A 26,586-nucleotide genomic window follows, 5' to 3' on the forward strand; every position below is an offset into this window, starting at 1 on the left:
TCTTCAATAAGCTTAGCTAATACTTATACTATTCTCTGTTAAATAAAATGCAGAAAAGAAGTACGCAAGATCCACGTACTTCTCTCTATTTTTAAATCAACTTCACTTAGAAGTTATAATTAATGCTCAGTTCAACGGTTTGTTCTGCACCGTACCAGCAGTTTGCTGAATCGTAACAGCTATAATATTCAGTATTAAACAAGTTAGTCGCACTCAATTGAGCCGTTGCTCCTGTTAATGATTCACTGATCCCATCAAGCTCATAACCAATAGAAACATCAGCAAGCGTATAATCTGGTACTTTGTCCGTATTGGCTGCATCCATTTCCATTTCACCTACATAGCGTAAGCCACCACTGATACGCGTTCCAGTTAAGATACCATCATAAATATAGTAGTTAGACCATAAGCTCGCCGCATGTGTTGGCACATAGATAGGTGTTTTACCTTCTAAATCGTTACCGCTGTCTTTAGTTATCTCCATATCAATATAAGTATAATTAGCTGCAATATCCCAGCTATCATTGACCATCCATTGACCTTGCAGTTCTAAACCTTGTGAACGGATCTCACCTATTTGCAATTGAGGTCCCCATGGGTCTGAAGGATCAGACATTAGGGCATCACTTTTTACTATTTTAAAGACAGATGCTGAAGCCGTTTTTGTATAATCTGCTGATTCATATTTTACACCAGCCTCAATTTGCTCACCCAATTCAGGGTCATATGCATTACCTTTCGCATCTAAGCCTGCTGCAGGTTCAAAACTCGTTGCATAACTAATAAATGGAGAAAAACCACTTTCTAATTCATACAACGCACCTACACGGTAAGAAAACTGACTTTGATCCGCATCTTTAGATGTTGTACTTGTTGTATTGCTAGATTTATATTGATCAAAACGACCACCTGCAATTAATACTAAGCGATCAATTCTGATTTGATCTTGGGTATAAAAACCTAATTGTTCGACACTGATCTTTTCCTTAGACTCATAAGATTGAGTTAATTTACCTCGATCAATCATGTTGTTATTAGGGTTAAATATATTAAAATTCCCAAACTGACTTGTCGTACCAAATTCTTGATATAGTGAATCACCATCCAGTTTTTGATAATCAATACCGAACAATAAATTATGCTCAACACTTCCAACCATCACTCGACCTGATAGCTGGTTATCAATGGTATAGCCCGTTGAGCTTTCATCGGTACTATAAATATTGCGATCAAGATTACCCGTTGATGGATCAAAGTTACTTTCAATATGATAAGTATTTTCTTGATACAACGACGCATTCATATAACGGAAATTTTGTAAGAACGACCAATTATTATTGAATTCATGGTTGATCTTATAGCCAGCCATAAAGAATTCACGTTCAAACGTACTCCAATTTTTATCACCTACAAATGTAGACGGATCTGTACTTCCATTTGGGTTATCGTAAATCATGCCTGAAGCTGGCATTGCAGAGTTCATACCCATTGATGGATCATTTTGATAATACATATTGAAGTTAATTAATGTACGATCACTAACTTGCCAATCAACCGACGGAGCTATTACATAACGCTCTTCTTCTGTGTAATCAACTTGACCGTCTTTTTGACGTGCTAATGCAATAAAACGATATGAAAAATCACTGTCACCAAATTGACCAGTTGTATCAATAGAAGCTTCCACTAAATTACCAGTACCCGTCGCAACTTTTACGTCTGTACTTTTTTCTTTTTGTGGTGTTTTAGCAATCATATTTACCATGCCACCAGGTGGCATAGAACCGTACAAAACTGACGTTGGACCTTTAAAAACTTCAATTTGCTGAATCGCAATTGGATCAATTTGTGGCTGTAAATTCCATCCATTTAAATATTGCAATACTAAACCATCATAATAACTTTGGTTTACATCAAAACCTCGAATGTTAAACGTATCGTACATCGTCACCGCACCACCCTTTTGTTCAGTGGTTACGCCAGGTACATAACGTAATGCCTCATTCAAAGATTTAACACTGCGTTGATCTAATACTTCACCATCAAGTACAGTGATCCCTTGAGGGGTTTCTTCTGGTTCTAAAGATGTTTTGGTTGCTGTATTACGGTAGGCTTGACCAAATATTGAAATGGTTTCAACATCATCAGAAGCACTATCATCATTAGCCATTGCTGAAATAGGAAATAGAAAAGATGAAGCAATTGCTGTTGCCAAAAGAGTGACATTAAATTTTGAATATTCTGTAGATACGTTCATTATAATCCTGCTTACAACGCTTAAATCAAAATGCAAATGAGAATGATTCTCTTGCGCAAGAGTATAATGATTTATCCTTAATGAAAGTTAACAATTTGGTGCATGAAGAAAATTATTTATTGATAAATTGATTTATAATAAAAATCACAAACTGCGGATAGGCAACCAATATTCGACATCTATTATCCCTTGAGTCGTATCTGATCGATAAATTTCCAAATCAAAGCCCTCGATACCTTGATGGCCTGATGTCGGTAACCATTCAGATATGAGCCATTCAACAGATTTAGAAAAATCTTGGGCAGCACCTTTAAAGGGCAAAACAGCATACTCTTGTTCTGGAATCGTGATTATTTGTAAATCAGCTTTGTGCAGGTTCAACTCATCACTAGAAAGAGCGTCACAACTAATACCAGCCCAATAAAGTAAAGAGTCAGCATTCTCTTCACGAGTATCAATAACCGCATATTTCTGCTCTGGAATAGATGATAAACACGTAATATACGTATCTAATGCATTCCACACTGAAGGGACTTTTTCGATAAAATCTGGAGTATCAGATAAGATACCTTGTACCATTGTGCTTAATCCTAGCACTTTGAAACTGGGTTTATATTCAAGACGAACACGATAAAAATGTGAGTTAAGTAATGGGTCTGCATTTACTTGCTTTAAAAATGGTTTTTGAATCCCTATTTTTTTCGCTTGCTTTTGATACTCACGTGGTGACTTATGAAAATATTGTTTAAATGCACGACTAAATGCAATTTCAGAAGTAAATCCATAAGAATAAGCGATATCTAACATACGCTTTTTTTTATCCAAAACCTCCAGAGCAGACATACTTAGACGTTGTTCTCGAACATATTGTGCAACATTCATACCTGTGTAATTCTGAAACACTCTTTGTAATTGCCATCTAGACCAACAACTCATTTCTGCTAAAATTTCGACAGTTAATGGCTTATCTATATTTTGGTGGATAAATACCAAAATATTCTCAATTCGATTAAACGATTTATCTATTTCAAAATCGGTCGACATATAAAACTCCAAACACATTAACTCTATATAGCTTACATTGTGTTCTATGGCTTATCAAAAACATAACCGAGAAAATAGTAAAATAAAAAACGGAAGACCCATTTGGATCTTCCGCTTTAAAAGTGAATCAAATAATACAGTTACAAATTGTACTTATCGAGAATCTGATTCTTATATATCTCCGCTTGTGTGCCGTAAATAATTTGAACACCATTACCAGAGCGGATTACCCCTTTTGCTTGTAGTGAACGCCAAACCTCGTCAGAAGCGACAATATCCGTGTCTTTTACTGTGACTCTCAAACGAGTAATACATGCATCAAGGCTCTCAATATTGTTAATGCCTCCGAGTTCCTTCACGATATCGTCAATTAATTCTGATGATTTGTTCTTTTTATAGCTGTCTCTTGTTTGCAGTTTATTATCTGCATCATTTCGCCCTGGAGTTGAATAATTGAACTTACGGATCATAAAACTAAAGATAAAGTAATAAACCAGTGAATAAATTGGTCCTAAAATCAGAATCCATTGATAATCCGTTTTCTCTGTACCTTGTAATAGACCAAAGAAGGTAAAATCAATCAGACCTCTTGAGAAAGTAATGCCTACCGCCACATCTAGCATGTGCATTAACATGTAAGATAAACCCTCAAGTACGGCATGAATCGCATACAGTGCAGGAGCAACAAATAAGAAGGTAAACTCTAGTGGCTCAGTAATACCGGTCAAAAATGACGTTAGCGCTGCCGAAATTAAAATGCCTTTAACCATCTTTTTATTTTTGTTATCGGCACAACGATACATAGCAAAAGCTGCAGCAGGCAAACCAAACATCATAGGTAAAAAGCCACCCGTCATTGTTCGAGTTGCTTCAGAGCTAAAATGCGTTACTGTTGGATCAGCAAGTTGTGCAAAGAATATTTTCTGACCACCAGAAACCATTTGCCCAGCAACTTCCTGCACTCCACCTAATTCGGTATACCAAAATAGAGGATAAATAGCGTGATGTAAGCCAAATACATTAAGAATACGCATTCCAGAACCATAGAAGAATGTACCTATGTATCCCATGGCGGAGAATGCCTCACCCGCTGCTACAATGCTTTTAAAAATAGTTGGCCAAATAATCGGAAACAAAAACGCCAGAGGAATAAAGTAAAGCATTGTCATTACTGGGACTAAACGGTTTCCACTAAAGAATGCCAGATAATCTGGTAACTGTTTATTTGAGTATTTATTCGTTAAATATGCTGCTAATAAACCACAGATGATCCCACCAAACACCCCTGTTTGTAAGGTAAACATTCCTAATTCATGCGTATAAAGAGATGACAGGCCTACTGCTTCTACTGGGTCATATCCCGAAGCAATTAACCCATCAACCGTTGTCGTTTCAGGCGTTAATCCTTGAAAACCTAATATTGTTCCAATAACAGTGTGAAATAATAGAAAACCAATCACCGCAGAAATTGCAGCCGTTTCTTTGTTTTTGTTTGCCATTCCGATTGCAACACCAACAGCAAATAAGAGCGGTAAATTCATAAAAACAAACAAACCGGCTTTGAAACAAAGAATCAAAAATTGGTTAGCCACAGTACCGGGCTGTAAAAAGGTTAGATTATATGTATCAATAAGTGGTCCACTGGTAAACGCTCCACCGACTCCCAGTAAAATACCAGCCATCGGCAACACTGCTATTGGTAGCATAAATGCTCGACCAATCCTTTGTAGCATTGAAAATATGTTTTCCATTTTTATCTCCAGTTAACAAATAGACCCAACCAATAGACAATCTGATTTTTATTTCACTAAATAAATTATTATGAAGTTATGCTCCAAAAGATAACATTATGGAGTTTAACTTCAAGATGTAAAAATTGTAATGTAGATCTACTTCAATGAATTTTTGATAAAACGAAAATTAACTGTGATTTAGAGCGGATTAAATCGAGGAGGGAACATTTTTCTATAATGCCAAATTTAGAACAAAAAAATGGAAGCGATGAGTCGCTTCCATTTAATTTGATTAAAGGAAAATCAGGAATTAACCTTTAAGACCTTGTTTCTTTAAGTATTCTTCGTATGTACCGTGGAAATCGTTCACGCCATCTTTTGTAATTTCGATGATACGTGTTGCAATTGAAGATACGAACTGACGGTCATGAGATACAAACATTAATGTACCTTTGTAGTTTTCTAGCGCCAAGTTCAATGCTTCGATTGATTCCATATCCATGTGGTTTGTTGGTTCATCCATAAGAAGGATGTTTGGCTTTTGCATGATTAGCTTGCCAAATAACATACGACCTTGCTCACCACCTGAAATCACTTTAACTGATTTCTTAATGTCGTTTTGAGAGAAAAGCATACGACCAAGAATACCACGAACTACTTGCTCATCATCACCTTCTTGTTTCCACTGCCCCATCCAATCTAATAGGTTTAGATCTTCTGCGAAGTCGTGACCGTGATCTTGAGCATAGAAGCCGATATTGTTGTTTTCAGACCATTTGATCATGCCTGACATTGGTTCCATTGCACCAGCTAACGTGTTTAAGAACGTTGATTTACCGATACCATTCTCACCGATGATCGCGATACGCTCACCCACTTCAACCATTAGATTTACACCATTGATTAAAATGTTTTCGCCGTAGCCTTGCTTCAGACCTTCTACTTCTAACGCATTACGGAAAAGCGGTTTTTCTTGGTCAAAACGAATAAACGGAGATTGACGGCTTGATGCTTTGATCTCTGTTAATTGGATTTTATCTAATTGCTTTTGACGAGAAGTTGCTTGTTTCGCTTTTGATGCGTTTGCAGAGAAACGGCTTACGAACGTTTGTAAGTCAGCAATTTGTGCTTTCTTCTTCGCATTATCTGCCTGAAGTTGTTCACGAGCTTGTTCTGCTGCTGTCATGTACTCATCGTAGTTACCTGGGAACAGGCAAAGCTCACCGTAATCTAAGTCAGCCATGTGCGTACATACTGAGTTTAAGAAATGACGGTCGTGCGAAATGATGATCATTGTACAGTTACGAGCAAGAAGAATATCTTCTAACCACGCGATAGTGTGCATGTCCAAGTTGTTCGTTGGTTCGTCAAGAAGCATGATGTCAGGTTCTGCAAATAGAACTTGTGCTAAAAGAACACGAACTTTAAGACCAGGAGCAACTTCACTCATTAAACCAAAGTGCTGTGATTCAGGAAGACCTAAGCCTAATAGAAGTTCACCCGCACGAGCTTCAGCAGAGTAACCATCCATTTCAGCGAATTCAGTTTCTAAATCACCAACACGCATACCATCTTCATCAGACATTTCTGGTAAAGAATAGATACGGTCGCGTTCTTCTTTGATTTTCCACAGTTCTTTATGACCCATGATAACAGTGTCAATTACTGTGTATTCTTCAAATGCGAACTGATCTTGACCTAATTTAGCCATACGCTCATTAGGATCAGTTGATACTGTACCAGCTGATTGCTCCAACTCTCCACCCAAGATTTTCATAAAGGTAGATTTACCACAGCCATTCGCACCGATTAAACCGTAACGGTTACCGTTACCAAACTTAACAGAAATATTTTCAAAAAGTGGCTTATCGCCAAATTGCATTGTGATGTTAGCAGTCGTTAGCACAGTACATTCCAATTATTGATCAATGAGACAGAAAAAAGCTGGCACAAAAACCAGCTTTTCAAATTTAGGAGGAGTATAGCAGCATTTGTGATTTCCATCACTTTTTATTCTGTTTCTGCTTAATAAACGCTAGAGGTGTCTGCCCTACTTGCTTTTTAAAGAAGGAAATAAATGCACTGTCTGATGAAAAATCAAGCTGAAATGCAACATCACTTACTTGCGTATTCTCACACAGTAATTCGATTGATTTTAACACTCTCCATTGTTGCTTCCATTCCTGATATGACATTCCAGTTTCTTTTTTAAATAATCGAGTAATCGTTTTACTGCTCGCACCTATCTTTTTAGACAATGTTTGCAGATCTGGAGCAAGAAAATCCGGTTTCTTTACCTGCTCACTAAATGTGATTAAACGTTTTTTTGTCGGTAAAGGTAAGCTAAACGGTTGTTGATGTGCTTCATAAAAAGATTCCCAAAAGAGTGCCGTTGTGTGTAACGTTTCTGATTTGGGTTTATCCCATGCCCACATTGCCATCTTATTAATTAACGCTCTAAGTAATTCGTCCACCTCGATCATCATAATGTCTTCAGGGCATGGGAACTTATCACAATCAAAATACAATGATCGGTATGCTACAACATTGGTCATAAACGCTCGGTGAGGTGTATTAGCTGGTATCCAAACGGCTTTTGTGGGTGGCAAAACACACATTGAATGAGATAAAGCAAAACTCATACAACCTTCAGGAGCATACAGTAACTGCCCTTTCTGATGGTAATGCATACCTGAATCATGCCGACCTACATCAGCAGCAATACCAATCACATCCGCAGGCAATCTATCTGCATCAAATTTAGTCTCATCTGAAATAATAGCCATAATGTCCGAATCTTATTGTTTTTGGTTTTAATGTTGTTAATAGAACAATCGTAATTACAAATATACTGTTTGCCAAGTTAATTCACACGAGACACACAATGAACACAAAACCTTCACTCTGGCTTATGGTACTTCTTTTGATGTTTCCTCAAATCGTTGAAACCATTTACAGCCCAGCACTTGGCTCAATAGCAGATTCATTTGCTGTAACTTATTCACAGGCTTCACAGACTATTTCAATTTACTTTTCAGCTTTTGCTTTTGGTGTCGTGGTATGGGGAATATTAGCGGATAAATTAGGCCGCAGGCCCACCATGCTACTCGGCCTAGTCATTTACAGTTTAGCTGCCTTATCTGCTGTGCTAACAGACAGTTTTATTTATCTGATGATCGCTCGTGCTGTTAGTGCATTTGGTATAGCAGTAGGCTCAGTAATCACACAAACCATGCTACGTGATGCGTTTAATACCAAAGAGCTCAGTAAAGTATTCAGTTTGATGGGAATGGGGATTTCTATTAGTCCCGTTTTAGGGATGCTACTTGGTGGTCAACTTACGCAATTCGGTGGGTATCATTATGTATTTATTGCTTTATTTATTATGGCTCTAGTACTAGTTGCATATAACCTCGTGGCTTTACCTGAAACTCAAAAAACAAAACAACCTTTAAAATTAAAACAACTCGGACTAAAAATGCTAAGAGATATCAATATCTGGCGTTCTGGTTGCCTTGTCGCTTTATTTAATATTGCTTTGTTTTCATATTACCAATTGGGAGCTTTTAAATTCGAGCAGTTAGGACTGTCCTCACAAGAGTTTGGTTATAGCGGAATCGTGTTAGGTCTAGGTACATTTATAGGGAGTTATTTAAATAAGTATCTTATTTCTAAACAAGTTTCATTACTGCGTTTATTGCAACTATCTGCCCTCTTATTGATTTCAGGTGGAGCATTAGTCACTTATTTAATCGATTCAATCTTGTTTTTACTGCCTATGATCTTAGTTGTTATGTCTTTTGGTATCGCCATTCCAAATATTCTTAGTGTGGCATTAATTGACTATAAACAACAAGCAGGTAGTGCTGGGGCTCTGTTTGGACTTATGTATTACTTAATGATAGGTGCAGGGCTTAGCTTGGCAGGCTCAATTCAACACCTTGGCATTGTTTTACTGATGTGTGGAGTTATCTCATCTCTGCTTGTAGCTTTTAAAAAATAATAACATGCTCGCTCTTACATTAAATGAGCGAGCATATCTAATTTAGTGAATAGATTTAATATCTTATCAACGACTTACACGATAACCAATTAATGAAGGAACTTCACAATCCATGGTTTCTATATAGATATTTCGCTCTCTCCACATCACTTCCATATCGTATAGACAAAATGAATATTGTTTAGGATCAATCAGCCATTTATGTTTAATTTTTACTGATACAGACGTAAATAACTCATTATCATTTCCCCACCATGCTAAAACTAAATACTTATAGTTCTCTCCATCATGATAAATAGCAAACGCGGCGGTTTCTCGCCAATTAACCTCTGATTGAGACTTAACTGTAGCAAGTCGTTTATTAAACATTGAGATATTAATTGGTTTATTTGTCGCTGATATTGTATAAATTTTAATTCCATCAATATCTATCCAATGCACATCACTTTCTATTGTTCTCGGTTGGTACATGACTCATCCCTAGCCAGTAAATAAAAGATATAAAACAGTTGTCATTATTATAGGTTATGGAAATAGAATAAGATGACCAATCTATATTGTGTATAAATTAGCCACTAAAACCTTTGCAATGCGATCAACTACTCTTTTATCTGAGCTTTTATTGCAACAAATACTTTTAATAAAAATACAGTACATAAAAAAGGCCTAAACCGAAGTCTAAGCCTTAATCATCTTAATTTTACTCGTACTCAGCAGAATACGTTTCTTTATATGTATGAGAATAAAGTTCAAATAAGTTGCCAAATGGGTCTTCTAAATACACCATTTGTGATGTGTTGTTATCATCCTCTGGGTGGTAACGCATAATATCCATTCGTACTTTACCACCAAACTCTTCAGTACGAGCGATCACGCCGTGAAAGTCATCTGTTTGAAGACAGAAATGGAAGATACCGATTCGAGAGAAATCAACTTCGTGACGTTCTTGACGCTCTTTCATTTCAAATAACTCAAAACCAATGCCGTCTTTTGTTAATAAGTGCGCAATATTGAAGCCTTTAAAGCCTTCACCAAATACAGCAATACACATTCTGCCAATTGCGGTTTCACGCTCTTCTTGAACTTTTGTGTTACCCATTACCACTTCAAGACCAAGCGCTTTTGTGTAAAATTCAACCGCTTTGTCCATATCGCCAACCATGATGCCTACGTGATTCATTTTCATAATTTACCTCAAATTCAGTTTTATAATTCGTTGTTCGTTTCGATGAGGTAATAATAGTAAACTCTATGGATAATATGAAATTATCAATATTTATTATTTTAATAATTTATTGTTATATAAAAGTAAGAGGCTCAACCTAAATCAGAGCCTTTAAACTAATATCAATTAAGAGCGTACATTCTTTATAAAATACCGCTCTAATTCTTCAATGTGACCACTACATAGAATCTCCACTGCATTTTTAATGTGTTGCAGTGGCCAATCCCACCACTTTATGGCTAATAATATTTGAATTAAGTTTTCATCAAACCGTTTTTTAACCACCACATTATTTCCTACCACAACGGAATAAGGTGTCACATTTTTAGTAATAACGGCTCTAGCTCCAATGATTGCCCCATCTCCAATATGAACGCCAGGCATAATCATTGCCTCACTACCAATCCATACATCGTTACCTACAATGGTATCGCCAGCTCTTTGAAAGCCATCTTTCACCCCTTCACCAAACTCTTTTTTTGAAAAGGGAAATGTTGATATCCAATCGGCTCTATGTCCTTGATTGCCAGCCATCATAAATGTTGCCCCTGATGCAATAGAGCAAAATTTACCTATTCGGAGTTTATCAACCTCTCCAAACTGCCCGCTCTCCCACACCTCTTGTGTAGAAGCATCTCCTAATAAGTAACGAACAGCTTGTTCCTCAAAGGTCTTAGAATGATAAAAACCCGAATAATAGCTATAGTCTCCAACTTCAATATTTGGGTTTTTAACATGATCTTTGAGGTTTTGACCTTCAAGCCAACTATTAAACGCTTCCATTTATTCTCTCTCTTAAATTAATCTTGCTGAAAGTATAATCAGTCTCTATTATTTCCAGTAGAGACCATTCAGATAAACAGAATTACCATATGGAAATAAAGTGGCTTAACTATGTCCCTATTTATGTCGCCTTATGTGAAGAAAAAAGCATTGCTGGAGCAGCGAAAAAATTAAAGTGCTCGAATGCACACATAAGTAGACAACTACAACAATTAGAAAGCATTTTATCTGTTCAACTCATTCACAGAACAACGCGACAATTCAATCTTACTTATGATGGAATTGAGTTTTACAAACAAGCAAAGCATCTACTAGACAGTGCCGAAGCCATCAACGCAAAATTATTATCACCAGAAAGCATGGCTAGTAAGTTACGTATTGCTGCTTCTGCGTCATTTGGTTCGATATTACTAACAGAACCCCTCGCTGAGTTCTGTCGAACATACCCGAAAATAGATATTGAAGTTATCTTTACAGAAAGTCCTTTGGATCTTATCGAGTCTGGTTTTGATGTGGCTTTTTATCTGACTAATTCCCCAACGGAAGGCTATGTAGGGCATTATTTTCGCTCATTGCAGTGCAAACCCTTTGCTCATATAAATTATATGCGGAACCAAGGGGAAATTACCCACCCTTCACACTTAAATAAGTTAAATCATATTCTTTATAAAAATACAGATTTCACATTAAATAATTGGACCTTTAACAAGATAAAATCAAAAGAGAATATAACGATTAATCTTGAAGGCTCTTTTAGCGTTAATTTAGTTGCATCTATGGTAGACGCAATGCTAAATGAGTGCGGTGTTGCTATGTTGGATGAGTTAGCCTTGTCTAAATTGTCACAAACAAAAAGAAATGAAATCGTTCAATTAATCCCAAGTTGGGAAACACAGCCAATACTCCCTTTATATCTTCTCTATCCTAAAAGAAAACATTTACCTCAACGAACAAAACTATTCGTTGATTTCTTTCGGGATTACTTAGGTAATATTTAATAAAACACACAGTTTGAGTAATGTTGTCGTATTTATTCAATATATAAAAAAATACCTCTCGTAGACTTAAATCCAATAACGAAGCTACAAATGCTTCAGTAGTAATTTAATAAAAGTACGAGTGTTTCAACAAATGTTAAAAATAAAAAAGATAATCAATATTAATGACTTAACCTTACTCAAAGAGCACTATTTTTCTCATTCAATAGGTCCTCTAGATGGTATGTGGCATTTTGGTTTCGTTCCTATGTCTGATCATTTTGGTTTTTATGAAGAGAACAAATTGATAGGTTATTGTTGTATTAACAGCGATGGTTTTCTATTACAGTTTTATTTATCTAAAGAAGCACAAACCAACATCTCTGAACTATTTAAACAACTTATAAATAATGAGATATCTACTATCAATATGATAAAAGGGGCGTTTGTCAGTACTGCTGAACCTGAATATTTATCATTATGCTTGGACAATGCCAACACTGTAAATGCTCATTCAATGATGTTTCGCCATGAGGATTCTATAAAAACGAAATCAATAGCACAGATTCAAATGGATTTAGTAAAAACAGAAGAACTTGCAGAATTAGTTGAATTTGCATCACAAACCATTGGAGCACCAAAAGAGTGGTTAAATGTATATTATAAAAACCTCATTACACGCCAAGAACTTTGGGTATATCGGAAAAACGACCATGTGATTGCAACAGGTGAATGTCGCCGATTTGATGAGTATCAAAAGAATTATGCTGATCTAGGTATGATCGTCTCACAAAATCATCGAGGTAAAGGCATTGCTACTCAAGTCCTTAACTTTTTAGTTCAACAGGCTAATAGACATAATTTACAAGCAATATGCTCAACTGAGAGCATGAACATTGGCGCACAAAAAGCGATATCTAACGCAGGGTTTACCTCAAAAAATCGCATTGTTCGATTTGATTTTAACTAAAACAAACTCTTCTTTTATAAAGCCTATATAATGTCTATATGGGCTTTATTATTTCGAGTACATATCTAAACATACAAAATCGTATTGTTCGTAATATACTCATTAAACATTGGAAAAGTTATGTTGCATTGGTTAAAGACACCTCAATCACCTATTGTTGCTCAATATATTGAGTGTTATTGGACCATAGAGAAAACAGCAAAAACAAATCTCAACGACTTTCCAAAATTAAACCCTGATCCAGCAACTCATTTAGTTCTATCACCAAGTGAACAATCTTTTACCTACAAAGTCGATGATACAGCGATTACAGGTAAAGGAAGTCATTGGCTTTATCCTCATCGTAATACATTTCAGTTAGATCACTCACAACCATTTATCCATTTGGGGATTAAGTTCCGAACAGGAGCGCTTTACTCATTAACACTCCCTAACTACGAACACCCAACATTAGATGATGTGCATGGACTAAAAAGTGATATCCCTATCCAACAACAAGATATTCCTAACCTTATTGAGATGGCAAAAAACAACGTTGATATGTGTTGTCAGAAACTGGATGAACTTCTCATTCCTTGGTTAATAAAGAGTAAGCAAGATCGTCACTCTGAGCTTGTAAAAAAAGCGCTTTCATTATTAGACTCAGTCTCTATAAATGAGTTAAGTGAAAAACTATTTTGCTCTCAACGCACTCTCGAACGCAGTTTTATTCGTGTCACTGGGTTAACTCTAAAGCAATGCCAATCCATGAACAAACTAGAGGTCATTTTAGAATACCTTTATCAACGTGATGCTGACGATATTGATTGGGCTGAAATCGCTATAATGTTTGGCTTTAGTGATCAACCTCATTTAATTCGTTATCTAAAAAATCAACTAGGTTTAACCCCAAAAACCTATGAAAAAGAACGAGGATTAACCATTGATGTTTACGGTGGCGTTGATTCTTTATAGCTCAATTTCATACGACAAAAAAACAAAAAGCGAGCCATCATAGCTCGCTTTTCAATATTCTGTATATTATACCAATCGTAGTAAATAACTGATCGCTCTAGCTTGTTAAAATGCTCGATAACTACGTTAGAATTTTTGATTGTAGAATAACTACTTATCGAAAAATTCTGCCTTATTCTCAAGCATTTTTCCTTCGCTATTTCTAATCACTTATTCACTGTGATTGGCATTAGAAGAAATTACAGCAGTTCAACAGATTGTTGAGCAATTACGAATTCTTCGTTAGTTGGGATAACCATAGCAACAGCATTCAGCATTTCTGATTTAGCAATAATGCCATCAGCGCCAAAACGAGCACCTTCGTTACCTGCAACATCTTCAACAAAACCAAGAATCTTAAGATTGCTTAAGATCTCACGACGGATTGGTAATGAGTTCTCACCGATACCACCAGTGAAGATGATACCATCTAAAGAATCTAATGCCGCTAGGTAAGAAGCCACGTACTTAGCAACACGGTATGTAAATACTTGGAATGCTAGTGTCGCACCTTCGTGTCCCTCTTCCATAGCTTCAAGGATACCACGAGCATCACTTGTTAGACCGGACACACCTAGGAAACCAGACTCTTTATTTAGAGAGTTAAACACTTGCTCTTGTGACCAACCTTTCTTAAGTAGGTATTCAATGATACCTGGGTCTAAGTCACCACAACGTGTACCCATCATTAGACCAGAAAGCGGAGTGAAGCCCATTGATGTGTCTACACTGTTACCGTCTTTAATTGCACAAACTGATGCGCCATTACCTAGGTGAACAGAAATAAAGTTCGACTCTTCAATCGGTTTATTGATCATTTTTGCAGCTTCACGGCTTACAAAGTAGTGACTTGTACCGTGGAAACCGTAACGACGAACACCAAAATCAGTATATAACTCTTTAGCAATAGCACCAGTGTATGCACGCTTAGGCATAGTTTGGTGGAACGCTGTGTCAAATACCGCAAATTGAGGGAGAGAAGGGAAGGCTTCAACAGCAGCACGAATGCCAATAGCGCCAGCTGGGTTATGAAGAGGAGCTAAGTCAGATAGACTTTCAATTTCTTTTGTTACTTCTTCATTAATACGAACTGTCTTAGTAAATTTTTCACCGCCGTGAACGATACGGTGACCGATAGCAACGATACCATCAGTAAAACCTAACTCTTCGGTTAGACCTACTAATTTACCAATAGCTATCTTATGGTGGTTTTCATTACCTTCAATGGCAATTTCTGTTTTCTGTCCTTGATACTTCCAGCTCATACGAGCATCTTCAAGGCCAAAACACTCACCTAACCCGCTTAATACTGCATCACCAGAAACAGAATCGATTACAGCAAACTTAAGTGAAGAGCTGCCTGAATTGATAACTAATACGTATTCGTTGTTCATCATTATTCTCTTTTATAGATATGTAGGTTGCACATTAGAGTCGTGCCTTTTGTTGCTACAACCCATTATTCAACTATTTTTTAATGATTCAACTTTTGTTTTAGCACCTATCTACATTTTTGTCATAAACATGTCTTAGATCAATTTTTGAGAAATTATTTTTTAACTATGTAAACGTTTTCTTTAAATAAATTTTACAAACATTCTGTTAACTAGCTCGTACTTGAATTATTCAATATAGGATATTTATTGATTTGTAACTAACATCACTTAGGATGATGTAACGACTGTAATTAACTAAAAATAGTAATGAAAATATTAATTTGCGATGATTCAAAAATCGCTCGGAAATCATTAGCTCGTAATATAAAAAACACCAGTGAAGTTAATGTTTTCTATGCTGAAAATGGTAAAGAAGGATTACAAACTTTATCTGAGCATGACATTGATATTCTCTTTCTTGACCTTACCATGCCTATCATGGATGGCTTTGAAGTATTGGCTTCTTTACCGGTAAATTCTTATCAAACTCATATCATTGTTGTCTCTGCTGATATACAAGAAAAAGCCAGACAACGATGCTATGAGCTTGGTGCAAAAGAGTTTATTGAAAAACCATTTAGCAATGACGTTATTCAACAAGTATTTAAAAAATATCAAATACCATTACTCAGCGCAGTTACATCTTCTCAATCAAACAGAGCAAAAAACAGTTCATCCATTGACATTATCTCCAGTATTAAAGAAATCAGTAACGTAGCTCTTGGTGCCAGCGCTGCCCTTATTTCTGAACAATTTGATCGCTTTATTGATATGCCATTACCAAATGTCGCAACACTGCATCGTTCGGAACTAAAAATGGTACTTCAAGATATTATTAATAATTCAGAATACCGTGCTATCTCTCAACGTTTTGTTGGATATGGGATCAACGGAGAAGCTCTTGTTTGTTTGCATGGCGATAACTTAAAAGAACTGCTTAATGCCAACGATGAAGGAAAAAGCACAACAACGAACGAAGCCATTCTGGATATCGCAAACCTGTTGGTTTCAGCCTTCCTTCTCTCTTTTAGTAAGCAATTAGACATATCTATTTCATTACGCCAACCCATTGTCTTAAATAGCGAACAATTAAAAATAGCACTCAAAGATAATCATCAATTCTTAGGTGAATACGAAAAAGATATTTTTACCATTGAGTTTGTTTATTCAGCAGAAAGTATGGATTTAAAATGTGATGTTATTTTCTTAATGGATAACGATTCTTTATCTGCCATCAAGTCAATTTTAGAGAGTGTTTTATAATGAATTCTGATATGAGTGATTTTCATTGGGCCATGCAGATCATAGGCGATTTAGATGCAGGATTAATTGTAGTAGATAAAGATTTTAAAGTATGTGCTTGGAACAACTTTATGCAATCTTATAGTGGTATTACTGCTGAAAAAATTCTTGGCAAAAATCTATTTGAGATAGTTCTTGATTTACCCAAATCTTGGTTAATTAAAAAAGTCATGACCTCCTTTAGCTTAAATACTCGTGGTTTTTCCTGCTGGGAAGATAGACCTTATCTATTTAAATTCAAGAACTTTACGCCTATTTCTAATGGGTTAACTGAAATGCGTCAAAACATTACGTTCTCTCCTCTAACAGACGTAAATGGTAACGTTTCTCACATCAGTTTGATCATCCATGACGTTACAGAAATAGCAAAAAATAAACTCCACCTTGAACATTCAAATCACCAACTTTCAACATTGAGTAAAACCGACGGTTTAACTCAACTTTTTAATCGAGCCTATTGGGAATCACGTTTAAAAAAAGAATTCAATGAAGCAAGAGCAGCAGAAAGAGTATCATCCATTGTTATTTTTGATATAGACCACTTTAAGCAAGTTAATGATAACTATGGGCATACCGTTGGTGATGACGTTATTCGTGATGCAGCAGAACTATTGAGAAAAACCTCTCGTAACACGGATATTTGTGGTCGATATGGCGGTGAAGAGTTCACCGTTATCTTGCCCTACACTAATGCCGAGCAAGCGTTATACTTTACTGAACGGTACGTAAACGCATTGAAAAAAGTACCATTTCAACAGAAAATGGAGAGATCCATTATCGTGTTAGTTTAGGGGTCTGTGAGCTATCTAATGAACACTCTGATTATTTATCATGGTTAGAAGCGGCTGATAAAGCACTTTATTATTCAAAAGAGAATGGACGAAATCAATCTAACGTATTTTGCACGACCTTAATGCCATAAATCACATCAATCCATTTCATACAGACAGAAAAAAACCGAAGTGATAATACTTCGGTTCTGATTACAACAAGTAAAGTCGCTTCCTGCAACACTTACCCAGCTATGCGTAATGCCAATATTGCGCTGAACACTTTACCGATCGGCGACCAAACCATCATAAAGCTCTTCACGCAGTGGACCCTGCCCAAAAATGTACGGGTCCGTATAATTATCGTTATCCTTTTACACCACCGGCTGTCAAACCACCTACGAGGAACTTCTGAGCTAGTAAGAAAACCAATGTAATAGGTAATGCTGATAATACTGCAGCGGCCGCAAAATCACCCCATAAGTAGTTCTGAGGGTATAAATATTGTTGCATACCAACTGCTAATGTGTATGAGTTTACATCAGAAAGTAGTAAAGATGCTACAGGAACCTCAGTAATTACACCAATAAATGACAAAATAAATACAACCGCCAAAATTGGAACCGATAACGGCAGTAAAACTAAACGGAAAGCTTGCCATGGTGTAGCACCATCTAGCGCTGCTGCTTCTTCTAACGAACCATCAATCGTTTCAAAGTACCCTTTGATCGTCCATACATGCAATGCTATCCCACCAAGATAGGCGAAGATCAAGCCACCATGCGTATTTAAACCTAAGAATGGTATGTACTGACCTAACTTATCAAATAAGGCGTACAGAGCAACCAAAGCCAATACCGCAGGGAACATTTGAAAGATCATCATGCCTTTTAGTAGTGTTTCTTTACCTTTAAAACGCAGACGGGCAAAAGCATAAGCACTGGTTGTTGATAAAGCGACAATTAATACAGAGCTGATTGCTGCAATTTTAACTGAGTTCCATAACCAAGTTAACACCGGAAATGGAGGCTGAGTGGTTGAACCATCAGCATGCTCGACGGCAATACCTAGTGCAAGTTTCCAGTGCTCTAACGATGGACTTTCTGGAATAATACTCCCTGTTGCAAAGTTACCTTCACGGAATGAAATAGTAATAACCATCAATAATGGGAAAATGATCATTGCTAAAAAAATCCACATTGCAATGTGTGTTGCCCAAACGCGATATTTTAAGTTTTTTCCTTGAACCATTGGCATATCAATGAATCCTTATTTTTTGAAGTTAAGTAGCTAACTACCCCGTTGGATAGATAGCTACTCAAACATTAATTATTTGATAATTTAGTAAAACGTAGGTTCAGTAGTGCCAAACCACCTACCAGTAAGAAGATCAACGTCGCTATCGCACTTGCCAGACCAAAGTCTTGACCACCACTGCCTTCAAATGCAATTCGGTAGGTATAACTCACTAATAAATCCGTATAACCAGCAGGTTCTGTTGTGCCGATCATATTTGGACCACCTTTAGTTAATAGGGCAATCATTACGAAGTTATTAAAGTTAAAAGCAAACGCAGCAATTAATAACGGAGTTAATGGCTTCACCATCATAGGAACCGTGATTTTCATGAAGTTTTGGAATGGTCCAGCACCATCAATTGCCGATGCTTCATACAAGTCTTCCGGAATCGACTTCAATAACCCCATACATAAGATCATCATGTATGGAAAACCTAGCCATGTATTTACAATTAACACCATCACTTTTGCGGTGAACGGGTCAGAAAACCAATTTGGTTGAATCCCAAACATGCTGTCTAATAGCATATTGATCTCACCAAAGCTTTGGTTAAACAAGCCACGGAAAATCAAAATAGAAATAAACGCAGGTACCGCATAAGGAAGTATCAGTAATAAACGATAAACGGCACGTCCTTTTAATTCTTCCCATTGTACAACGGCAGCAAGTACCAAACCGATCGCTAGTGTGAACACAACGGTACAAGTTGCAAAAATTACTGTCCAAATAAAGATACTGATGAAGGGCTCTTTGATGCCGTCATCTTTCCAAATTCGCTCAAAGTTTGCGCCACCAACATTAACGATAAAACCAGGAGAAATTGGGTCACCAACAAATGCATCGTTATCATCTACTTCTTGATAAAAACCCGTATCGTGATTCGCTTTAAAGTACGTTTCTGTTTTGTTGTTATAGAGCGTTTCGCCATCTTCTTGCATAACGAACAATGGACCAACCGCTGCAAACTTGCGTAATCCGCTCATTTGGATCTCTTCACCTGATGGTAAAGAAAGCGTAATAAGGTTTAAATTTGGGCGCTTAGCAATAATCTGTTTAATGGTCGCTTTTTTTCCTTTTACAGAATCAGTAGGAGTCAATTCCAGTTTACGCTCAACAGCCTCAGCTAAATTAAAGGTTTCTGTTGCAAATAATTGTCCAGAATCTTTAATCGTTAACGCATACCCATTACCTTGGTTCATCAACTGAAAACTATAACTTTTTCCACTTTGATAAGTTTTAGATAAATGTACCGCTTGTGCTCGCTCAAGGGTGACTTGGTTTGTTGCACTGTAGTTTGTAAATGCCAAACCTACCGTATAAACCAATGGAAAAATAATAAATAAAATCATCCCTGCGATACCTGGATAGGTATAACGGTGAGCGTAATTCTTTTTACTACCAAACACATAAACTGCTAATGCTGTTAATACCAGCGTTAGCATTGCAAATGCAGTTTCACCACGAGAATACATAAGAACACAAACGTAACCATTAAGCGCTGCTACGGCAGATAAAATCCCCCATTTCAGTACCGATTTATAATTCGTTTGAGAAGCAACTGCTGTTGTCATAAGCTTCAAGACCTTTTAAAAATACCAACCTAGTAAGCCCACTTAGATAAAATAGGCTTACTCATGTGGATATTAAAAAGAGATAATTTGAATCGTTATTATTAGGAGAGAAGCAAGCCTCCCCTCCTAATGTTAAGACTAATAATGCGTTATTTAGTCATACGTTTTTCAGCAGCAGCTAATGCATCAGTCACCATTTGACGACCGTCAACAACGTTACCTAATGCTTCTTCCATGCTGTACCAGAAAGTAGTGAATTGAGGAATGTTTGGCATGATTTCACCATTCATTGCATTATTCATTGTCGCAGCGATACGAGAGTCAGTATCAAGTTGCTTTTGGAATGAGTTTAAAGCTACAGCACCTAGAGGTTTATCGTCATTTAAGCTTTTTAGGCCTTCATCAGTTAGCAGATAACTTTCAAAAAACTCAACCGCTAAATCTTTGTTTGGAGATACCGCACTGATACCACCAACCCATACACCAACGAATGGTTTAGATGCCTGACCATGGAATTTAGGCAGTGTCGTTACCCCATAATCAATGCCCGCTTTTTCGATGTTTGCCCAGCCCCAAGGACCGTTAATCATCATACCCACATTGCCTTTAACAAATTCAGATTCAGCAACGGAGTAATCCATGTCAGCTGAAATGGTTTTGTCTTTCACCATGGTTTCGATGAACGTCATTGCATCTTGAACGCCTTTTTGGTTTACACCAGCGTTTTTAATGTCGTAACCTTCAGCAGTTTTCTTAAAGGCATATCCGCCATCAGCTGCTAGTAAAGGCCAAGTGAAATAAGCGCCACCGCGAAGTGGCCACATGATCGCTTTTTGGCCATTCTTCATCATTTCTTTATCTAAAGCAGGAATTTCTTCCCAGTTTTTAGGTGGGTTTTTAATAAGAGCTTTATTGTAAATTAGAGATACAGATTCAATTGCAACTGGATAAGCAATTGTTTTACCTTTGTATTCTACTGCATCCCATGCAAAATCAACGATTTCAGACTTCAACTCTTCTGAAGGTTTAATTTCCGCTAATAGACCCGCTTCAGCAAAGCCACCAAAACGGTCATGTGCGTAAAAAATCATGTCAGGACCATCGCCTGCTGCAGCTACTTGTGCAAATTTTTCTTCTGCTTTATCTGGGAATGATACCGTCACTTTAATACCTGTATCTTCTTCAAAGCGTTTACCTACTTCAGCCATACCTTCGTAAGCTTTATCACCCGTTACCCAAATAGTTAATTGACCTTCTTCAATTGCAGCAGAAGCGTTAATAGAACCAAGAGCTGCCATTGTGCATAATGCGACAGTACTGAGGACTTTTTTCATTGTGAATCCTTCCTTTTATAATTAATGAATCATCGGTAGGGTTGAAGTAAAAGTAGATGATGATTCAATTCTCAAGGTGTATTTTCATCAATTCATCACTCTTATTCATCCTCCTACTCTCTACGCCTTTTTAGTAGCCAACCAAAAGCGTGATCTCCATCCTGATATGTGTAGTGTAAGTTCACAAAACCAAGTTGAAATGAGATCGCGTTCACATTGAAATTTAAAAAAAGTTTGAACTCCATCTAATTAGTCTAAAAACGTGATCCAAGTACTCCTCCCCCCTACTCCCCCAGAAAAAAAACAAAGGAGGAGGATGACTCAACCCGTCTTTTGCTTAAGAATGGAGTCATAAAGCCAATTCCATTGGTAACGAATTTTTAAAATTGAATGAGGATGGACACAATGACGAGTGTCACTTTACGCAACGTTTGCAAATCCTACGGCGACGTTAAGATCTCGAAAAATGTAGACTTAGATATCAACTCTGGCGAGTTTGTTGTATTTGTTGGCCCATCTGGCTGTGGTAAATCTACATTATTACGCTGTATTGCAGGCTTAGAAGACATTACCTCAGGCGATCTATACATGGGTGATAAACGCATGAATGATGTTGAACCGTCTAAACGAGGTGTCGGCATGGTTTTCCAATCTTATGCTCTATACCCTCATCTTAACCTATTCGATAACATGTCTTTTGGCCTTAAATTGGCAAAAGCGGATAAAAATGAAATCAAAAAACGCGTTGATCATGCTGCTGATATTCTGCAATTAGGTCACTTGCTAGAGCGTCAACCAAAAGCCTTATCTGGTGGTCAACGTCAGCGTGTTGCCATTGGACGTACTTTGGTTTCTCAACCTGATGTGTTTCTTTTAGATGAGCCTTTATCAAACCTTGATGCAGCATTACGCGTTCAAATGCGTATTGAAATTGCCAAGCTGCATAAAAAATTAGGCTGCACCATGATCTACGTAACCCATGATCAGGTTGAAGCGATGACAATGGCTGAAAAAATTGTCGTACTTGATGGTGGTTACGTATCGCAAGTTGGCGCCCCTCTTGAGTTATATCATTACCCTAAAAACCGTTTTGTTGCTGGTTTTATTGGTTCTCCAAAAATGAATTTTATTAGTGTCTTTATTGAGGAAGTTGAGAAGAGTCAGGTTAAAGTTCAATTTAAAAATGGTGCTTCATTCTGGATCCCAGTTGATGGCTCAAACGTAAAACGTGGTGAACGCATGTCTTTAGGTATTCGTCCTGAGCATTTAGTTCCTGCTGAAAACGGGGATGCAGTCATCGATGGCGATATTTTAGTCGTTGAAAAATTGGGATATGAAACACAAATCTACTTAACAATAGAAGATGGTGATGCGGATATGATATACCGTGTTCCTGATACTGCTCTAGTAAAAGCAGGAGAACAATTCTCCGTTGGCATACCTGCTCACCGTTGCCATTTATTCCATAACGACGGGAAAGCTTGCCAAAGACTCTATAAAGAAGCTGGCGTATAACAAAGTAAAAAAAGAGCCCAACAATGTATTGGGCTTTTGTTGTTTTATGCCAATACTATACTTAACAGACTAATAGTAAATTGGTATTAGTATGAGAGGAATATTGTGAACACACATCAAGCTTTTCCCTTTCCTTTAGGGGCAACATTAACTAATACTGGATGCAATTTTGCTGTTCATCATGATTCTGCATTCCCTTTATCTCTTATTATCTTCAAAGAAGATGGAAGCCATACTGAGCATTCCTTTACTGAAGAATACGGTACAATCAAATACACACACCTAACAGGTATAAAAGAAGGTACCGTGTATGGTTTTAAAATTATTAAAGATGAAGAAGACCTACTGCTGCTGGACCCTTACGCTAAAGCATTAAAAAATAAGCCAAATTACCAAGTCCCATACACGGCAAAGCAAAGCTGGGCTTTAGCGCAATCTATCGTTGTTAATGACACTTTTGATTGGCAGAACACTGCTATGCCAATGATCTCTCGTTCAGAAACCGTTTTACTTGAAACGCATGTAAAGGGTTTTACGTTTTTAAACCCTGATATTGATGCAAATGTTCGCGGTACTTATTTAGGCCTAGCCGATCCAACAACGATTGCTCACCTAAAAGATCAAGGCATTACAAGTGTTCAGCTTCTCCCTATTGCTGCTTGTATGCACGAACCACATTTGCTTGAAATGAATATGGTGAATTATTGGGGTTATAACTCCCTCTCTTTTATGGCACCGGATCCTCGATATGCGATTAATGATGCAGTTACTGAATTAAAAACAGCCATAAGAGAATTGCATAAAAACAACATCGAAGTCATTTTAGATGTGGTATACAACCATACTGCTGAAGGTGGAAATGGAGGCTGTACTTTTAATTTAAAAGGCTTAGACCAAGATTATTATTTACATCACAATGGTAATTACACCAACTATACAGGTTGCGGTAATACATTAGATATCACGCACCAACCTAGCCTTAATTTAGTAATGGACACATTAAGATATTGGGTTGAACATTATCATATTGATGGTTTTAGATTTGATCTGGCCGCAACTCTAGGTCGTGAATACGACCAATTTAATCCCCATAACGCCTTTTTCAAAGCCGTCGCTCAAGATCCTATCTTAAAAAATACAAAATTGATTGCTGAACCTTGGGATATAGGCCCTAATGGTTATCAAGTTGGCGAGTTTCCTGATGGTTGGAACGAATGCAGTGATAAGTTTAGAGACACAACAAAAAGTTTTTGGTGTGGTGAACAAAACTACTTAAAGTCCATGGCAACACGTTTGATGGGATCTCGAGATCTTATCAGTGCTTCTCGCTGGCCTCACAAATTACCAGTTAATTATGTCAGCTATCATGATGGGTTTACTCTTCAGGATTTAGTGAGTTACAAAAATCGTCATAATCATGCCAACGGTGAAAATAATCGTGATGGCCATGGTGATAACCGCTCTGATAACTATGGTGTTGAAGGTCCTACAGATAACCCAAGGATTATTGCCTTACGTGAAAAACAAAAACGCAATATGATGACAACCCTATTATTTAGTTTTGGTATACCTCATCTTTTAGCCGCTGATGCATGTTCACACACACAGCAAGGCAATAATAATGCCTATTGCCAAGACAGCGAAATCAGCTGGATAAATTGGGATTTAGATTCAACTGCACAGGAATTTAAATCTTGGCTGTCAGACATGATTCACGCAAGACAAAAACATATTGTTCCAATTATTAATGCTTTTAGTGGTTCAAAAAGAAGTCAGCAAAAAGTGGAGTGGTACACCCCGGATGGAAGAACCATGACACATAACGATTGGCATGGAGCAAAATCACTGTGCTTACATTTGAATATTTACGATGGTGAAAAAGAGCTATTAATTATGATTAATCAATCAGATATACCGACTCGATTTGTTCTCCCTAAACTGAGTAAACAAGTGAATTGGTCTTTAGTCTGTGATACCCAATATTCCAAAATCAAACCAAAGCCGATTGTTTTCGATTACAGCTTATCTCCTCTTTCTATCGCTGTATTCTGCAGCAAATGAAATAAATAAACCAAGTATCACACAAAGTACATAATAAAAAAGGAGGCTAAAAATAGCCTCCTTTTTGATAACTAAGCTGAAATTAATCGTCTTGCTTAACCTCAGATTTCACACGTCCTTTGTGATATGTCCTATACGCTAAAACCGTCAGCGTTATTATTAATTTGGATGTCATCCAGATCATATGCGAACAATCTACCTTTATTCAAAATGGTGTGTAAAAGAGAAAGTCTCTTGTTCTTAGTAGCCCCAATGTCATGGAACAGTCAAAATTATATCAAACCACACAACTTTTGTCACACAAGCACACATAAAAGCAACAATGCGTACATTTTTATATAAAGATATCGCTTTTACTGCTAGATAATTTCAGCCAAACGATCTTGCACTACACCTACGATCAAGTCTGGTTGGAATTTTGAAATAAAGCGGTTACAGCCTACTTTTTGAACCATTGCATCATTGAAACTGCCACTTAATGAAGTGTTCAATGTGATGAATAAATCATTCATACGATGATCGTTTCGCACTTCATGAGTTAATCGGTAACCATCCATCTCCGGCATTTCGGCATCAGTGATCATCAATAATATTTCATCATTAACGTTTTTGCCTTCATCACACCAACTTTTCAACAGATCTAAAGCTTGGCGGCCATCACTTCTTTCTATCACTTCAAGCCCTAGTTGTTGTAATGTATTTCGAACTTGAGCTCTAGCTGTACTTGAATCATCAACAATAAGTACTTTTCTTCCATGCATATGAGCAGCTAAACGCTCATCTAGCACACCCTCTGAAATAGTAATGTCATAATCAATAATATCCGCCAGCACTTTTTCTACATCGATAATCTCAACAATACGTGTTGTATTTGGTTCTACTTCAACTTGAGTCAATGCGGTTAAGAAGTTATTACGACCTACCGTTTTTGGTGGCGGTTGGATGTCTGCCCACGTTGTATTAATAATGTTCTGTACTTGCCCGACTAAGAAACCTTGAGTGGTACGATTATATTCAGTAATAATTAAGTTCGTTTCTTCTTCACTCCCCATCGGTCTCATACCAATGGCGCCACGCAAATCGATAACAGGCACTGATTCACCACGTAAACTTGCTACGCCAGATATATGATGGTGTGAACCTGGTAATTTGGTTAATGCTGGAACTTTTAAGATTTCTTTTACTTTAAAAACGTTAATTGCAAAAATCTGAGTGGTATTAAGTTTAAAAAGTAACAATTCCAATCTATTTTCACCCACTAGTTGGGTACGTTGATCAACGCTATTTAACATTCCACTCATAGATATAGCTCA

At 37.1% G+C, this 26,586-nt stretch carries 20 protein-coding genes and 1 pseudogene; 8 read left to right on the forward strand and 13 right to left on the reverse strand.

Translation table 11 applies throughout. The features are described from left to right. Positions 1-106: 106 nt before the first annotated feature. The 5 genes from GNP81_RS13900 to GNP81_RS13920 form a co-directional block, all read right to left on the reverse strand. Positions 107-2,257, reverse strand: a complete 2,151-nt coding sequence (locus tag GNP81_RS13900; RefSeq protein ID WP_155672470.1) for a TonB-dependent siderophore receptor — start codon at positions 2,255-2,257, stop codon at positions 107-109. 144 nt (positions 2,258-2,401) lie between these two features. Next, positions 2,402-3,301, reverse strand: coding sequence for an AraC family transcriptional regulator (locus GNP81_RS13905; protein WP_155672471.1), 900 nt, complete (start codon positions 3,299-3,301; stop codon positions 2,402-2,404). Between the two features lie 140 nt (positions 3,302-3,441). Continuing rightward, positions 3,442-5,052, reverse strand: coding sequence for a PTS transporter subunit EIIC (locus GNP81_RS13910; protein WP_155673826.1), 1,611 nt, complete (start codon positions 5,050-5,052; stop codon positions 3,442-3,444). Positions 5,053-5,344: 292 nt separating this feature from the next. Beyond that, positions 5,345-6,940, reverse strand: a complete 1,596-nt coding sequence (locus GNP81_RS13915; protein WP_005423173.1) for an ABC-F family ATPase — start codon at positions 6,938-6,940, stop codon at positions 5,345-5,347. Positions 6,941-7,037: 97 nt separating this feature from the next. Further along, positions 7,038-7,820, reverse strand: a complete 783-nt coding sequence (locus GNP81_RS13920) for an AraC family transcriptional regulator (RefSeq protein WP_155673827.1) — start codon at positions 7,818-7,820, stop codon at positions 7,038-7,040. 98 nt (positions 7,821-7,918) lie between these two features. On the opposite strand from GNP81_RS13920, the gene GNP81_RS13925 reads away from it, so the two are divergent. Next, on the forward strand, positions 7,919-9,037 hold the full coding sequence (locus tag GNP81_RS13925; RefSeq protein WP_155673828.1) for a multidrug effflux MFS transporter: 1,119 nt from the start codon (positions 7,919-7,921) through the stop codon (positions 9,035-9,037). A gap of 66 nt (positions 9,038-9,103) precedes the next feature. Here the strand turns inward: GNP81_RS13925 and GNP81_RS13930 are convergent, their stop codons facing one another. The 3 genes from GNP81_RS13930 to GNP81_RS13940 form a co-directional block, all read right to left on the reverse strand. Further along, a complete protein-coding gene (locus GNP81_RS13930; protein ID WP_155673829.1) occupies positions 9,104-9,508 on the reverse strand; it encodes a hypothetical protein in 405 nt (134 codons plus the stop codon). A 229-nt stretch (positions 9,509-9,737) separates the two neighbouring features. Continuing rightward, a complete protein-coding gene (locus tag GNP81_RS13935; protein ID WP_155673830.1) occupies positions 9,738-10,223 on the reverse strand; it encodes a VOC family protein in 486 nt (161 codons plus the stop codon). Positions 10,224-10,388: 165 nt separating this feature from the next. After that, a complete protein-coding gene (locus GNP81_RS13940; protein WP_155673831.1) occupies positions 10,389-11,045 on the reverse strand; it encodes a CatB-related O-acetyltransferase in 657 nt (218 codons plus the stop codon). An 89-nt stretch (positions 11,046-11,134) separates the two neighbouring features. Here GNP81_RS13940 and GNP81_RS13945 point away from each other — a divergent pair, with 89 nt between their 5' ends. From GNP81_RS13945 to GNP81_RS13955, 3 genes are all read left to right on the forward strand, one after another. Continuing rightward, positions 11,135-12,043 (forward strand): LysR family transcriptional regulator, encoded by a 909-nt coding sequence (locus GNP81_RS13945; protein ID WP_155673832.1) that lies wholly within the window; start codon positions 11,135-11,137, stop codon positions 12,041-12,043. Positions 12,044-12,176: 133 nt separating this feature from the next. After that, on the forward strand, positions 12,177-12,992 hold the full coding sequence (locus GNP81_RS13950; protein WP_155657552.1) for a GNAT family N-acetyltransferase: 816 nt from the start codon (positions 12,177-12,179) through the stop codon (positions 12,990-12,992). A 120-nt stretch (positions 12,993-13,112) separates the two neighbouring features. Next, entirely contained in the window at positions 13,113-13,946 is an 834-nt protein-coding gene (locus GNP81_RS13955; RefSeq protein ID WP_155666662.1) for a helix-turn-helix domain-containing protein, read from the forward strand. 239 nt (positions 13,947-14,185) lie between these two features. Here GNP81_RS13955 and GNP81_RS13960 read toward each other — a convergent pair whose 3' ends face one another. After that, positions 14,186-15,379: an acetate/propionate family kinase gene (locus GNP81_RS13960; protein ID WP_012534931.1), complete on the reverse strand. Its 1,194-nt coding sequence runs from the start codon at positions 15,377-15,379 to the stop codon at positions 14,186-14,188. 309 nt (positions 15,380-15,688) lie between these two features. On the opposite strand from GNP81_RS13960, the gene GNP81_RS13965 reads away from it, so the two are divergent. After that, on the forward strand, positions 15,689-16,684 hold the full coding sequence (locus tag GNP81_RS13965) for a response regulator (protein WP_155673833.1): 996 nt from the start codon (positions 15,689-15,691) through the stop codon (positions 16,682-16,684). Next, positions 16,684-17,645: pseudogene (locus tag GNP81_RS13970) on the forward strand (sensor domain-containing diguanylate cyclase). Before GNP81_RS13965 ends, GNP81_RS13970 begins: the two are co-directional and overlap by 1 nt. Positions 17,646-17,859: 214 nt before the next feature. Here the strand turns inward: GNP81_RS13970 and malG are convergent. From malG to malE, 3 genes are all read right to left on the reverse strand, one after another. Then, positions 17,860-18,750, reverse strand: coding sequence for a maltose ABC transporter permease MalG (gene malG / locus GNP81_RS13975; RefSeq protein ID WP_005423192.1), 891 nt, complete (start codon positions 18,748-18,750; stop codon positions 17,860-17,862). A gap of 68 nt (positions 18,751-18,818) precedes the next feature. Further along, positions 18,819-20,363: a maltose ABC transporter permease MalF gene (gene malF / locus GNP81_RS13980; RefSeq protein ID WP_155672482.1), complete on the reverse strand. Its 1,545-nt coding sequence runs from the start codon at positions 20,361-20,363 to the stop codon at positions 18,819-18,821. 149 nt (positions 20,364-20,512) lie between these two features. Next, positions 20,513-21,697, reverse strand: coding sequence for a maltose/maltodextrin ABC transporter substrate-binding protein MalE (gene malE, locus GNP81_RS13985; protein WP_005423196.1), 1,185 nt, complete (start codon positions 21,695-21,697; stop codon positions 20,513-20,515). Positions 21,698-22,102: 405 nt separating this feature from the next. Between malE and malK the strand changes: the two genes are divergently transcribed. Beyond that, positions 22,103-23,212 (forward strand): maltose/maltodextrin ABC transporter ATP-binding protein MalK, encoded by a 1,110-nt coding sequence (malK, locus tag GNP81_RS13990; RefSeq protein WP_017018810.1) that lies wholly within the window; start codon positions 22,103-22,105, stop codon positions 23,210-23,212. Positions 23,213-23,317: 105 nt separating this feature from the next. Then, the gene (gene glgX, locus GNP81_RS13995; protein ID WP_336495486.1) at positions 23,318-25,273 is read left to right on the forward strand and encodes a glycogen debranching protein GlgX; all 1,956 of its coding nucleotides are present in this window, start codon (positions 23,318-23,320) and stop codon (positions 25,271-25,273) included. A gap of 359 nt (positions 25,274-25,632) precedes the next feature. Here glgX and GNP81_RS14000 read toward each other — a convergent pair whose 3' ends face one another. Next, the gene (locus GNP81_RS14000; RefSeq protein WP_005423206.1) at positions 25,633-26,574 is read right to left on the reverse strand and encodes a chemotaxis protein CheV; all 942 of its coding nucleotides are present in this window, start codon (positions 26,572-26,574) and stop codon (positions 25,633-25,635) included. Positions 26,575-26,586 lie beyond the last annotated feature (12 nt).

This window comes from Aliivibrio fischeri (assembly GCF_009727955.1).
GTDB lineage: Bacteria > Pseudomonadota > Gammaproteobacteria > Enterobacterales > Vibrionaceae > Aliivibrio > Aliivibrio fischeri_A.